Origin of the sequence: Mycolicibacterium smegmatis, assembly GCF_001457595.1 — a bacterium.
Classification (GTDB): Bacteria; Actinomycetota; Actinomycetes; order Mycobacteriales; family Mycobacteriaceae; genus Mycobacterium; species Mycobacterium smegmatis.
Genome location: NZ_LN831039.1, coordinates 3,177,184 through 3,190,535, shown reverse-complemented (window position 1 = coordinate 3,190,535; position 13,352 = coordinate 3,177,184). Strand labels below are relative to the sequence as shown.

The 13,352-nt window shown below is 68.8% G+C and carries 12 protein-coding genes; 1 reads left to right on the top strand and 11 read right to left on the bottom strand.

Translation table 11 applies throughout. From position 1 onward, the window contains the following. Nucleotides 1–21: 21 nt before the first annotated feature. The 11 genes from coaBC to pyrR all read right to left on the bottom strand — a co-directional run bounded on the left by coaBC (nucleotide 22) and on the right by pyrR (nucleotide 12,543). Complete coding sequence (gene coaBC, locus AT701_RS15325) at nucleotides 22–1,266, bottom strand: bifunctional phosphopantothenoylcysteine decarboxylase/phosphopantothenate--cysteine ligase CoaBC (RefSeq protein WP_058126142.1); 1,245 nt, start codon at nucleotides 1,264–1,266, stop codon at nucleotides 22–24. Between the two features lie 18 nt (nucleotides 1,267–1,284). After that, nucleotides 1,285–1,608 (bottom strand): DNA-directed RNA polymerase subunit omega, encoded by a 324-nt coding sequence (rpoZ, locus tag AT701_RS15320; protein WP_011728783.1) that lies wholly within the window; start codon nucleotides 1,606–1,608, stop codon nucleotides 1,285–1,287. A gap of 115 nt (nucleotides 1,609–1,723) precedes the next feature. Then, nucleotides 1,724–2,326: a guanylate kinase gene (gmk, locus tag AT701_RS15310; protein WP_011728781.1), complete on the bottom strand. Its 603-nt coding sequence runs from the start codon at nucleotides 2,324–2,326 to the stop codon at nucleotides 1,724–1,726. 10 nt (nucleotides 2,327–2,336) lie between these two features. Then, nucleotides 2,337–2,654 (bottom strand): integration host factor, actinobacterial type, encoded by a 318-nt coding sequence (gene mihF / locus AT701_RS15305; RefSeq protein ID WP_003894434.1) that lies wholly within the window; start codon nucleotides 2,652–2,654, stop codon nucleotides 2,337–2,339. 1,125 nt (nucleotides 2,655–3,779) lie between these two features. Continuing rightward, the gene (gene pyrF, locus AT701_RS15300) at nucleotides 3,780–4,610 is read right to left on the bottom strand and encodes an orotidine-5'-phosphate decarboxylase (RefSeq protein ID WP_003894432.1); all 831 of its coding nucleotides are present in this window, start codon (nucleotides 4,608–4,610) and stop codon (nucleotides 3,780–3,782) included. Continuing rightward, nucleotides 4,607–7,954, bottom strand: coding sequence for a carbamoyl-phosphate synthase large subunit (carB, locus tag AT701_RS15295; protein WP_003894431.1), 3,348 nt, complete (start codon nucleotides 7,952–7,954; stop codon nucleotides 4,607–4,609). The genes pyrF and carB overlap by 4 nt, the downstream gene beginning before the upstream one ends. Nucleotides 7,955–8,059: 105 nt before the next feature. Further along, a complete protein-coding gene (carA, locus tag AT701_RS15290; RefSeq protein ID WP_003894430.1) occupies nucleotides 8,060–9,208 on the bottom strand; it encodes a glutamine-hydrolyzing carbamoyl-phosphate synthase small subunit in 1,149 nt (382 codons plus the stop codon). Then, complete coding sequence (locus AT701_RS15285) at nucleotides 9,205–9,705, bottom strand: PH-like domain-containing protein (RefSeq protein WP_003894429.1); 501 nt, start codon at nucleotides 9,703–9,705, stop codon at nucleotides 9,205–9,207. The genes carA and AT701_RS15285 overlap by 4 nt, the downstream gene beginning before the upstream one ends. Continuing rightward, the gene (locus AT701_RS15280; protein ID WP_058126141.1) at nucleotides 9,702–11,036 is read right to left on the bottom strand and encodes a dihydroorotase; all 1,335 of its coding nucleotides are present in this window, start codon (nucleotides 11,034–11,036) and stop codon (nucleotides 9,702–9,704) included. The genes AT701_RS15285 and AT701_RS15280 overlap by 4 nt, the downstream gene beginning before the upstream one ends. Next, nucleotides 11,033–11,989, bottom strand: a complete 957-nt coding sequence (locus AT701_RS15275) for an aspartate carbamoyltransferase catalytic subunit (RefSeq protein ID WP_003894427.1) — start codon at nucleotides 11,987–11,989, stop codon at nucleotides 11,033–11,035. The genes AT701_RS15280 and AT701_RS15275 overlap by 4 nt, the downstream gene beginning before the upstream one ends. Continuing rightward, complete coding sequence (gene pyrR, locus AT701_RS15270) at nucleotides 11,986–12,543, bottom strand: bifunctional pyr operon transcriptional regulator/uracil phosphoribosyltransferase PyrR (protein ID WP_003894426.1); 558 nt, start codon at nucleotides 12,541–12,543, stop codon at nucleotides 11,986–11,988. Before pyrR ends, AT701_RS15275 begins: the two co-directional genes overlap by 4 nt. 96 nt (nucleotides 12,544–12,639) lie before the next feature. On the opposite strand from pyrR, the gene AT701_RS15265 reads away from it, so the two are divergent. Continuing rightward, nucleotides 12,640–13,317, top strand: coding sequence for a class I SAM-dependent methyltransferase (locus tag AT701_RS15265; RefSeq protein WP_058126140.1), 678 nt, complete (start codon nucleotides 12,640–12,642; stop codon nucleotides 13,315–13,317). The last annotated feature ends 35 nt before the right edge of the window (nucleotides 13,318–13,352 follow it).

Sequence of the window (13,352 nt, the reverse complement as noted above, 5' to 3'; positions counted from 1 at the left end):
ATGGTCGTGTTACTGCTCTCGCTACCCGTCCTGGCTCTTCAGGAAGGCCGCAATCGAGTCCACGATACGGGTGGCCATCAGCGTCTTCGACCCGTGCTCCAGTGCGGACTCGGTGCCGTCGGCACTCAGCAACCATCCGTCGTTGTGGTCCACCTCGAATGCCCGGTTCTCCCCCACGGCGTTGACGACCAGCAGGTCACAGCCCTTACGCTCGAGTTTCGCCCTGGCGTGGAACAGCACGTCGCCGTTCGCGTCCCCGGTTTCCGCGGCGAAACCGACGATCGCGCGCATGTTTGGCAACTGTCCGTCGGCCCTGGCGCGGACCGCTCCGGCCAGCACGTCGTCGTTGCGGACAAGATCGATCGAGCTGGGTTCCGAGGCGCCCTTCTTGATCTTCGCGGCGGCAACGTGCGCAGGACGGAAGTCGGCGACCGCGGCGGCCATCACCAGAACGTTCGCGTCGGGTGCGTGCTTGGACACCGCGTCGCGCAGCTGGGTCGCCGAGCCGATGTGGACCATCTCGACGCCCGCGGGATCGATCAGACCGGCCGTGTTGCCCGCGATGAGCGTCACGTCGGCGCCACGCTGGGCCAGCACACGCGCGACGGCGTAGCCCTGCTTGCCGGAGCTGCGGTTGCCGATGAAACGGACCGGGTCGAGCGGCTCACGCGTACCACCAGCGGTCACCAGGGCCTTGACCCCGGCCATGTCGTAGGGAAGCGCGTCGGCGCGTTCCAGCAGCAGCTGCGCGAGTGTGGTGATCTCCTCGGCCTCAGGGAGCCGGCCCGGGCCGCTGTCGGCGCCTGTGAGACGTCCGGACGCCGGTTCCAGCACCACCGCACCGCGACGGCGCAGCGTGGCCACGTTGTCGACGGTGGCCGGGTGCAACCACATCTCGGTGTGCATGGCAGGCGCGAACAGCACGGGGCATCGTGCGGTGAGCAGCGTGGCGGTCAGCAGATCGTCGGCACGCCCCGCGACCGCGCGGGCCAGGAGATCGGCGGTGGCAGGTGCGATGACGACGAGGTCGGCCTGCTGGCCGATGCGGACGTGCTGCACCTCGCGGACGTCGGTGAACACCCCGGTGTGCACCGGGTTACCGGACAGCGCCTCGAAGGTCGCGGCACCGACGAAGCGCAACGCGGACTCGGTGGGGACGACCCGCACCGAATGCCCAGCCTCGGTGAGTTGACGGACAACAGTGCACGCCTTGTAGGCGGCGATCCCGCCGGCGACGCCGACGACGATCCGCTTGCGCGCGCTCACGAACCGGCCCTTGCCTGGCTATTCGCCTTCGGTGTGCTCGAGCAGGTCCCCGTGGATCTCGCGCAGCGCGATCGAGAGGGGCTTCTCCTGCAGGCCGGGCTCGACCAGCGGGCCGACGTATTCGAGGATGCCGTCGCCGAGCTGGTTGTAGTAATCGTTGATCTGGCGGGCCCGCTTGGCGGCGTAGATCACCAGCGCGTACTTGCTCGACGCGCGCGACAGCAACTCGTCGATGGGCGGGTTGGTGATGCCCAACGGCGTGTCGTAGGCGCTGGCAGCGGACGAATCGATACCGAGGTCGTCCGCAGCGTTCAGCTGCGCATCGGCGTGCGGGGTGCTCACGAAGAAGTCTCCTGGCGGTTGTTGGTTACGAATGCCGTGAATGCATTTGTGAACAGCGTGACCGGTGGCTCACAACCCGAATGCGCCCGAGTTCGTCGGTCGGCACGGTGAGTCGTCAGCTGTCCACCAGCAAGGATACCAATTCCGCGCATGCCGAATCCAACTGCCGGTTCACCACGACGCGGTCGAAATCGGATTGTGCAGCCATTTCGGCTCTGGCGGTGTCCAGGCGCCGGGCCATCACCTCGGGCGTTTCGGTGCCGCGGCCGGACAGGCGGCGCACGAGTTCGTCCCAGCTCGGCGGGGCCAGGAACACCGAGACGACCTCGGGCATGGCCTGCTTGACGGCCCTCGCGCCGGCCAGGTCGACCTCGATCAGTACCGGTCGGCCTGCCCTGGTGGCCTCACGGACGGGCGCGGCGGGCGTGCCCGAGCGGTGCAGACCGCCGTGGATCTCGGCCCATTCGAGCAGTTCCCCGTCGTCGATCAACTGCTGGAAGCGTTCCGGGCTGACAAAGGTGTAGTCCACGCCGTCGACCTCCCCGGGACGGGGCGCCCTGGTGGTGACGGACACGGAAAAGTACAGGTCAGGAAGCCGTTCCCGCAGACAGCGGACCACGGTTGACTTCCCGACAGCTGAGGGGCCGGACAGCACGACGACCCGGGCCCGTGCGGGCCCATCAGTCGCGCGTTGTCCGGCCCCACGGCCGACAGTCAATCTGCGCGCCTTACGACTGGTCGAACTTCTCCAGCAAGGCCTTGCGCTGGCGATCGCCGAGGCCGCGCAGACGGCGGGTCGGAGCGATCTCCAGTTCGGTCATGATTTCCTGCGCCTTGACCTTGCCCACCTTGGGCAGAGCTTCCAGCAGCGCGGAAACCTTCATCTTGCCGAGGACCTCGTCGGTCTCGGCGTCGGTGAGCACCTGCTTGAGGTTGGTGCCGCCGCGCTTGAGTCGATCCTTGAGCTCGGCTCGCGCTCGACGTGCGGCAGCAGCCTTCTCCAACGCTGCCGCGCGCTGTTCGTCGGTCAACTGGGGAAGGGCCACGGGTTCCTCCGTCTCCTGGCGATCTTCTCGGCCATAACTTGATTTGTCTCGGCTGGAGCACAAACACAGCCAGCGACGATGACCGTACCCACGCAAGCTGACGAAAGCTAACCCCACCCCCTGGTTACAGCGCCAAAAGCCCAGCGTGTAGTGCACCCCGGCGCGCGCCCCCGATCGGTCGCCGACGGCGGGATTCGGCGCCGCTCTTCGGGCAGATATCTGGATATTCCTGCACGTCAACGGTTTTCGGAGGCCTTCGCCGGACGCTTGGGGAACGGCCTGCGGCAGACCGGTCGCCCGCGGACCGGGCCGTGGCACCGGTTGAAGAAAATTTTCGCTGGTCACTGCGTGTCGGGCGTGTCGAGGCCCTGACGGGCGGGTCAAATGACGCGGTCGAAACGTTCCACGACGCCACGATCCACGCAACGCAGATGCACAGACCGCCTGAGCAACCTTCGCCCGTCGCGTACTCCACGCATGCCCCGACCACAGGCCGAAGATGCACATCACGGCCTTGACCTGCGCATTCGTTGCACCTGCCGGTTCGCGATCCGCCCGGATCGCACCCCCTGCGGGCGTGACGGCGGCCGGATCGGCGGAACCGCGTGTGACTTCGGCAGTTGTCACCACCAGGGCGCCCAGACGGCCACGAATCCGGAGAGCACCGTCCCGGGCTGCCGGATGACCTTCCAGGAGCCAGTCAGGGGCCATCCAGGGCGCCCGGAGGGCCCGTGGAACCAGGCGTGACCGGATCCCCCCGGCGGACGTCTCCCACTCCCCTGGTCTCACCGGGGTGGCACGGCACCGGGCGAGGACCGCCGTCGCCGGCGCATTCGAGTTGGTGTCGCCACAACCGGGGGTTCTGACTGTCAGCGTCTGGATGCGCCACGACGGCCCCGCGACGGCCCCGCGATGGCCTCGTGATGGACTGCGCCGCAGGCGAACTCGCGCGGCGATCCGAATCCCGTTGTATGTCAGCGCTCGTCGCGCTGCTCATCGCTGCCGGCACGAACGTCGCCGCACCGGCACAGGGCTGCCGGCCCGGACACATCTGAAATCCGGCTCGTACCTGAGCCGTTGGACCGACGATTGTCGGCGCAATGGCGCTGTCGCGTGGTGGGCCCGTCAGGCCAGATAGGCCACCTGGTCGCGCAGTCGTTCGGCCGCGGCCCGCACGTCGTCGACGGCGGGTCCCGCGCGCAGCACCTCGCGGGAGACCGCGGGCAGCAGGCGTCGCGCATTCCCGAGGCCGCCCAGCGCCTCCGGTCTACCGCCCTGCGCACCGACGCCGGGTACCAGCACCGGGCCGCCCAGCATGTGCAGGTCGGGCGGATCGGCCACCGTCGCGCCCACCACGACACCGAACGGGCCCACCGGATCGCCGTCGCGCGCCGCCGGATCCGCCTCCCGGTTCGCCTGCGCGACCGCGTCGACGATCGACTGCGCGACGGTGACGTCGCCTGCCACGGCGCGTTGCAGGCCGACACCCTCGGGATTGGAGGTCGCGGCGAGCACGAACACGCCGCGGCCGTTGGCCACCGCGGTGTCCAGAAGTGGTCGTAACGAACCGAATCCGAGGTACGGCGACGCCGTCACGGCGTCGGCGGCCAGCGGCGAATCACCGGCCCACGCCGCGGCGTAGGCCGCCATCGTGGAGCCGATGTCGCCGCGTTTGGCGTCGGCGAGCACCAGCACACCTTCGGCGCGCAGCGCCGCGATGGTGTCCTCCAGCACCGCGAACCCCGCCGAACCGTAGGCCTCGAAGAACGCGACCTGCGGTTTGACGATGGCGAAGCCCGCGAACGCCGCGACGCAGATGTCGCAGAACGCACGCAGGCCCTCGGCGTCGACCGTCAGGCCCCAGGCGTTCAAGAGCTCCGGATGCGGGTCGATGCCGGGGCACAGCGGCCCGCGCGCCGACACCGCGGCGTCGAGCCGCTGCCCGAATCCCGTCATGACCGGCGCGACCCCAGTTCGCTGTGCAGTTCCTGCAGCGACATCACGCCGATGTCGCCGCGGATGCCGGCCTCGATGCCCTGCACCGCGGCCGAGGCGCCCTGCACCGTGGTGACGCACGGGATGTTCATCGAGACCGCGGCCGAGCGGATCTCGTAACCGTCGACGCGCGGACCCGAGTTGCCGTACGGCGTGTTGATCACCATGTTGACCTCGCCGGCCTTGATGACCTCGACCGCCGAAGGGCGAGGATCGGCCGCACTCGGGTCCTCGTAGTGCTTGCGCACCTCGTCACACGGAATACCGTTGCGGCGCAGCATCTCCGCGGTGCCTTCGGTGGCCAGGACGCGGAACCCGAGGTCCGCCAGGCGTTTCACCGGGAACACCAGGGACCGCTTGTCGCGGTTGGCCACCGACACGAACACCGTGCCCTCGGTGGGCAGCGAACCGTATGCGGCGGTCTGGCTCTTGGCGAACGCGGTGCCGAAATCGTGGTCGATGCCCATGACCTCACCGGTCGATTTCATCTCCGGTCCGAGCAGCGAATCGATCTGCGCGCCGTCGGCCCTGCGGAAGCGGTGGAACGGCAGCACGGCCTCCTTGACCGCGACCGGCGTGCTGCGGCCCACGTGGGCGCCGTCGCCAGTCTTGCTCAGCAGCCCCTCGTCGCGCAGTTGCGTGATGGTCGCGCCCAGCATCACGCGCGCGCAGGCCTTCGCCAACGGCACCGCGGTGGCCTTCGACACGAACGGCACCGTACGGCTCGCGCGCGGGTTGGCCTCCAGCACGTAGAGCACGTCGTCCTTGAGCGCGTACTGCACGTTGAGCAGGCCGACCACGCCGATGCCGTGGGCGATCGCCTCGGTGGCGCGGCGGACCGCTTCGATGTCGCTGCGGCCCAGGGTCACCGGCGGCAGTGCGCATGCCGAGTCACCGGAGTGGATACCGGCCTCCTCGATGTGCTCCATGATCCCGCCGATGTAGACCTCGGTGCCGTCGCACAGCGCGTCGACGTCGATCTCGATGGCGTCTTCGAGGAACCGGTCGACCAGCACCGGGTGCTCGGGCGAGAGCTGCGTCGCGCGGGTGATGTAGCCGCGCAGGGTCTCCTCGTCGTAGACGATCTCCATACCGCGGCCGCCCAGCACGTACGACGGCCGGACCAGCACCGGGTAGCCGATGTCGGCCGCGATGCGGCGGGCCTGGTCGAAGCTGGTAGCCATGCCGTACTTGGGCGCGGGCAGCCCGGCGGCGGTGAGCACCTCGCCGAAGTGTCCGCGGTCCTCCGCGAGATCGATGGCCTTGGGGCTGGTGCCGACGATCGGCACGCCCGCGTCCTCCAGGCGCTTGGCCAGGCCCAGCGGGGTCTGGCCGCCCAGCTGCACGATGACGCCGACCACTCCGGGACCGCCTTCACCCGAAAGGGATTCGGCGTGGTAGATCTCCAGCACGTCCTCGAACGTCAGCGGCTCGAAGTAGAGCCGGTCGGCGGTGTCGTAGTCGGTCGAGACGGTCTCGGGGTTGCAGTTGACCATCACGGTCTCGAAACCGGCGTCGCTCAACGTGGTCGCGGCGTGCACGCAGCTGTAGTCGAACTCGATGCCCTGGCCGATGCGGTTGGGCCCGGATCCGAGGATCAGCACCTTGGGCTTCTCGGTCTGCGGCGCCACCTCGGTCTCGGCCGCGGGATCGAGCTCGTAGCTGCTGTAGTGGTACGGCGTCTTGGCGTCGAACTCGGCCGCGCACGTGTCGACGGTCTTGAACACCGGGTGGATGCCCAGCCGCTGGCGCAGCGCGCGCACGCCGGCCTCACCGGCCAGTTCCGGTCGCAGCGCCGAGATCTGGCGGTCCGACAGGCCGCTGTACTTGGCGCGGCGCAGCAGGTCGGCGTCGAGGACGGGCGCCTCGACCAGTTCGGCGCGCAGGTCGACCAGCCCGGCGATCTGCTCGACGAACCACGGGTCCACGCCGGAGGCCTCGGAGACCTGTTCGACGGACGCACCGAGGCGCAGCGCGAGCTCCATGTCGTAGATGCGGCCGTCCTGCGCGGTGCGCAGGTTGGTCAGCAGCTGCTCGACGGTGGTGTCGGGATCCGGTGCGGTCCAGAAGCCGGCGCGGGTGGTCTCCAGCGACCGCATGACCTTGCCGAGTGCCTCGATGAAGTTGCGGCCCAACGACATCGCCTCGCCGACCGACTTCATGGTGGTCGTCAGCGTGGCATCGGCGCCGGGGAACTTCTCGAACGCGAACCGCGGCGCCTTGACCACGACGTAGTCCAGGGTCGGCTCGAAGCAGGCCGGGGTTTCCTTGGTGATGTCGTTGAGGATCTCGTCGAGCGTGTAGCCGATGGCCAGTTTCGCGGCGATCTTGGCGATCGGGAACCCGGTGGCCTTCGACGCGAGCGCCGAGGACCGCGACACGCGCGGGTTCATCTCGATGACGATGAGCCTGCCGTCCCTCGGGTTGACCGCGAACTGGATGTTGCAGCCGCCGGTGTCCACGCCGACCTCGCGCAGGATCGCGATGCCCAGGTCGCGCATCTTCTGGTATTCACGGTCGGTCAGCGTCATCGCGGGCGCGACGGTCACCGAGTCGCCGGTGTGCACGCCCATGGGGTCGAAGTTCTCGATCGAGCAGACCACCACGACGTTGTCGCGGCCGTCGCGCATGAGCTCGAGCTCGTATTCTTTCCAGCCGTAGATCGATTCCTCGATCAGCACGTTCGCCGACGGCGACGCGGCCAGGCCGTCACCGGCCATCCGTTCGACGTCCTCGGCCGAGTACGCCATGCCCGAGCCCAGGCCGCCCATGGTGAAGCTGGGCCGCACCACGACGGGCAGGCCGAGTTCGGCGACGGTCTCGCGGACCTCGTCCATCGTGAAACAGACGCGGCTGCGGGCGGATTCGCCTCCGACCTTGGCGACGATGTCCTTGAACTTCTGCCGGTCCTCACCGCGCTGGATGGCCTCGAAGTCCGCGCCGATGAGTTCGACGCCGTAGCGCTCCAGCACACCGTTCTCGTGCAGCGCGACCGCGGTGTTGAGCGCGGTCTGCCCGCCGAGCGTGGCCAGCAGGGCGTCGATCTTGTTGCCGCGCGCGGCCTGCTGGGCGATGACCTTCTCGACGAAAGCGGCGGTGATCGGTTCGACGTAGGTGTTGTCGGCGTACTCGGGGTCGGTCATGATCGTGGCCGGGTTCGAGTTGACCAGGCTGACCTGGATCCCCTCGGAGCGCAGCACGCGGCAGGCCTGTGTGCCCGAGTAGTCGAATTCACAGGCCTGGCCGATCACGATCGGGCCCGACCCGATGACCAGCACGTGGTTGAGATCAGAACGACGTGGCATTGAGCGCACCCCCAGTCCGGCACGAGCGTGCGTGCTTGCAGATGTTTTGACGGCGTGGCGCGCGACAGACACGCACGCTCGCGGTGGAAAAAGACTGGCGACGGGTCACGAGTGGTGCTCCCCCGCCATCAGGTCGATGAACTGGTCGAACAGGTACTCCGCGTCGTGCGGGCCGCCCGCGGCCTCGGGGTGGTACTGCACCGAGAACGCCTTGCCGTTGACCAGGCGGACACCTTCGACCACACCGTCGTTGGCGCACGTGTGGCTGACCTCCGCGGTGCCGAACGGCGTGTCGAACTTCTCGCCGGCCTCGCCCTCCAGCGCGAAGCCGTGGTTCTGCGCGGTGATCGCGACGCGCCCGGTGATGTGGTCGACCACCGGGATGTTGATCCCGCGGTGCCCGAAGACCATCTTGTAGGTGGACCGGCCCAGCGCGCGGCCCAGGATCTGGTTGCCGAAGCAGATGCCGAACAACGGGATCCCGGCGCCGAGCACCTCGCGGGTCACCTCGACGATGTGGTCCGCGGTGGCCGGGTCGCCCGGCCCGTTGGACAGGAACACCCCGTTGGGTTTGAGATCGGCGATCTGGTCGAACGTCGCCGCGGCGGGCAGGACGTGCGTGCGCACACCTCGGCGTGCGAAGTTGCGCGGCGTGTTGGTCTTGATGCCCAGATCCACGGCCGCGACCGTGAACCGGTGCTCGCCTTCGGGGTCGACGACGTAGGTCTCACCGGTGGTGACTTTGCCCGCCAGGTCCGCGCCCAGCATCGACGGCTGGTTGCGCACACGGTCGAGCAGCACGTCGTCGTCGGCGAGGGCGTCGCCTGAGAACACGCCGGCCTTCATCGACCCACGCGTGCGCAGGTGGCGCACGACCGCGCGGGTGTCGATGCCCGCGATGCCGACGATGCCCTGGGCGACCAGTTCGTCGTCGAGGGTGCGCGTGGCGCGCCAGTTCGACGCGCGCGGCGACGGGTCACGCACCGCGTAGCCCGCGACCCAGATCTTGTCGCCGCGGCTCTCGGCGTCCTCGTCGTTCCAGCCGGTGTTGCCGATCTGCGGCGCGGTGGCCACCACGATCTGCCCGTAGTAGCTGGGGTCGGTGAGCGTCTCCTGGTAACCCGACATGCCGGTGGAGAACACCGCCTCGCCGAGCGTCTGCCCGACCGCCCCGAACGAGACCCCGGTGAAGACGCGACCGTCCTCAAGCACCAGGACGGCCTTCTCGCCGCCCCGCTTTCCATTGCGCGTCATGCGTTTTCCTCCAGCCAGCGGTTCAGTTCCGCGCGAACGTCAGCGCGGAACCCTGTGTCGATCTCGACACCCGACGGCAGCCGCCAGCGGATGACGAGAATGCCGTCGTGTGTCAGTGCCTTGCCCGCGATGGCGCGCTCGGTCCGGATCACGACGATCGACTCGTCGGGGATCCAGATCGGCCCGGCACCGGTGCGCTGCACCATGATTCCCTCGGGGAAGCGCGTCAAAACGGCCTTGGCGCGAAACCCCAGATCGCCCACGGCGACCTTGTCGTTCCAGTGCGGCACCAGCGTCGTGCCGACATAGAGCCCCTTGGTGGGCGCCACGATCGCGGGCCCCACCGAGTCGGGCAGCGCGGGCAGCCTCCCGATCAGCTCGACCTGACGCTGCGCGCGGTGCACCCAGCCACGCAACATCTGTCGGATGAGGAACGCGATCAGCACCACGAGCAGTGCCGCCATCACCAGCGAGGCGATGAGCGTCGGTGTGTTCACCGTACCGAGCCCCCACCTGCCGGAGCGGACTTGCCGTCACGCGCGGTGACCCGGCCGCGCAGCAGGGTCGCGGTCACGGTCGCGGGCAGCGTCATGGTCTCGAACGGCGTGTTGTCCGACCGGCTGGCCAGTTCGGTGCCTGCCACGGTCCAGGTGGCGTCGGGGTCGACGACCGTCAGGTTGGCGGGCTCACCCACCTCCAGCGGGCGGCCCTGATCGGGCAGGCCGACGATGGCCGCCGGGGCCTCGCTCATCACCTTGGCCACACCGCGCCAGGTCAAGAGCCCCGGACGCACCATGGTCTCGACGACCACCGACAGCGCGGTCTGCAGGCCCAGCATGCCCGGGCGCGCGACCGAGAACTCGCAGCACTTCTCGTGCTCGGCGTGCGGCGCGTGATCGGTGGCCACACAGTCGATGACACCGTCGGCCAACGCCTGGCGCAGTGCCACGGCGTCCTCGGCCTCACGCAGCGGCGGGTTCACGCGGTTGCGCCCGTCGTAGGTCTCCAGCCGCGAGTCGTCGAGCAGCAGGTGGTGCGGGGTCACCTCGGCGGTGATCGAGATCCCCTGTGCCTTGGCCCATTTCAGAAGCTCGACGGTACCCGCAGTGGACGCGTGGCAGATGTGCACACGCGCACCGGCGTCACGCGCCAGCAGCGCGTCACGCGCGACGATCGACTCCTCTGCGGCGCGGGGCCACCCGGCCAGACCGAGCCTGGCCGCAATCGGCCCTTCGTGCGCGACGGCGCCGACGGTGAGACGGGGTTCCTCGGCGTGCTGGGCGATGAGCACGCCCAGACCCGTGGCGTATTCCAGCGCGCGGCGCATCACCAGCGGGTTCTCGACGCACACACCGTCGTCGGAGAACATCCTGACCTGGCCCGCGCCCGCCGCCATCAGACCCATCTCGGTGAGCTGAGCACCCTTGAGACCCATGGTGATCGCCCCGACCGGGTGCACGTCGACCAGGCCGACCTCCTGTCCGCGGCGCCACACGTGGTCGGTGACCACGACGGTGTCGGCCACCGGATCGGTGTTGGCCATCGCGAACACCGCGGTGTAGCCGCCCAGTGCCGCTGCCGCGGAACCGGTTTCGATGTCCTCGGCGTATTCGCGTCCGGGCTCACGCAGGTGCGTGTGCAGGTCGACGAATCCGGGCAGCAGGACCTGTCCGCGCGCGTCGATCACATCGGCGGTCTCCGGGACCGGCAGATCTGCGCCGATCCGGGCGATCTGGCCGTCGTCGACGAGCACGTCGACGGGGTCACCCTCGCCGTACGGCTTCACTCCGCGGATCAGCACCGGTGCGGTCGAATTGTGGTCCCTCATACGTTGATCGCCTCCCGGTCCGCGCCGACGAGCAGATGGAACAGCACCGCCATCCGCACGTGGACACCATTGGAAACCTGTTGCAGCACTGCGGATTGCGGCGAATCGGCCACGGGGAACGAGATCTCCATGCCGCGCACCATCGGCCCGGGATGCAGCACGATCGCGCGGTCCGGCAGCATCGCCTGGCGCTTCTCGGACAATCCGTAGCGCACCGAGTACTCACGCGCGGACGGGAAGAAACTGCCGTTCATGCGTTCGGCCTGCACGCGCAGCATGAGCACCGCGTCGGCCGCGGGCAGTTCGGCGTCCAGGTCATAGGACACGGTCACCGGCCAGTTCTCGACGCCCCTGGGGAGCAGCGTCGGTGGGGACACCAGCACCACCTCGGCCCCGAGGGTGTGCAGCAGCGTCACGTTGGAGCGGGCCACGCGGCTGTGCAGCACGTCGCCGACGATCACCACGCGCTTGCCCTCGACGCTGCCGAGCCGCTGCCGGATGGTCAGCGCGTCGAGCAGCGCCTGCGTGGGATGTTCGTGGGTGCCGTCACCGGCGTTGATGACGCTGGGCCCGCCGCCGTCCTCCTCGACCGTCCACTCGGCGAGCTGCTGCGCCGCACCCGAGGCCGGATGGCGGATGATCAGCGCGTCGGCGCCCGCGGCGCGCAGCGTCAGCGCGGTGTCGCGCAGGGATTCGCCCTTGGCCACCGAGGACCCGGAGGCGCTGACGTTGATCACGTCGGCGCTCATCCACTTCCCGGCCACCTCGAACGACACCCGTGTGCGGGTGGAGTTCTCGTAGAACATCGTGATGATGGTGCGCCCACGCAGCGTGGGGAGCTTCTTGACCTCGCGGCCCAGCAGTGCCTCCCGGAACCGGTCGGCGTCGTCGAGGATCGCGGTGGCGTCGTCGCGGGTCAGATCGCCCGCCGACAGCAGATGACGTTTCGTCACTTCGAGATCACCACTCCGTCGCGGTCGTCGTGTTCGCTGAGCAGCACGTGGACGCTTTCGCTGCGTGAGGTCGGGACGTTCTTGCCCACGTAGTCGGCCCGGATGGGCAGCTCGCGGTGCCCGCGGTCGACCAGCACCGCCAGCTGCACGATGCGGGGGCGACCGATGTCGCGCAGCGCGTCCAGCGCCGAGCGGACCGAGCGGCCCGAGTACAGGACGTCGTCGACGAGGATGACGATCGCGTCGTCGACACCGCCCGCGGGAATGGAGGTGGCCTCCAGCGGACGCGGCGGCTTGAAGTTGAGATCGTCGCGATACAGCGTGATGTCGAGTGCGCCGTGCGGCACGTCCTCGCCCGCGAACTCCTTGATCTTGGCGGCCAGCCGGGTGGCGAGGATCACGCCGCGGGTGGGGATGCCCAGCAATACGACGCGGGTGCGCTCGGCGGGATCATCCAGAGCGGTCTTCTCGATGATCTGATGGGCGATGCGGGAAACTGTCCGGCCGACGTCCGCCGCGGACAGCAACTCCCGGTCGGTACTTGAAGAGCCCATGATGAACCCAGACCTCCTTCTCCGCCTCGCTGGACGGGTCGTTAAAGGACGTCGAACTGCCGGGCAGCTTAACAGAGCCGCAGTACGCTGGGGAAAATGACAGGCCCCACCGGATCCGAGTTCGACTTCGATGCGCTTTACCGCGGCGAGAGTCCCGCCGAGGGTGTGCCACCGATCACGTCCGTGCCCTGGGACACCAAGGCACCCAAGGAAAATGTCGTCGCCTGGGAGCAGGCCGGCCTGGTGCACGGGCACGTGCTCGATATCGGATGTGGCCTGGGTGACAACGCCATCTACCTCGCGCAACAAGGTTACCGCGTCACCGCACTCGATATTTCTCCGACCGCGCTGATCACCGCCGAGCGGCGCGCGGCCGACGCCGGTGTGGACGTGACGTTCGCGGTGGCCGACGCGACCCGTCTCGACGGTTACGACGACGTGTTCGACACCGTCGTCGACAGCGGCATGTTCCACTGCCTGTCCGACAACGCGAAACGCAGCTACGCCGCCGCGGTGCACCGTGCCACCCGCGCCGGGGCGACCCTGCTGCTCGGCGCGTTCTCCGACGCCAACCTGCAACACGACAACTGGCAGGCCGCATGGGTGTCCGAGGACACACTGCGCAGCAGCCTCGACGACGGCGGATGGGACATCACGTCGTTGACCACCGAGACCATCCGGGTTCCGGGTGCGGCCCTGGCCGGCTCCGGTGACGAGGGCGGGGCCGACGAATTCGATGCGGCGTTCTTCCTGGTGCAGGCGCAGCGGCGCTGAGCCGGACGTCGCACCGCGAACCGCTGACTACGCTG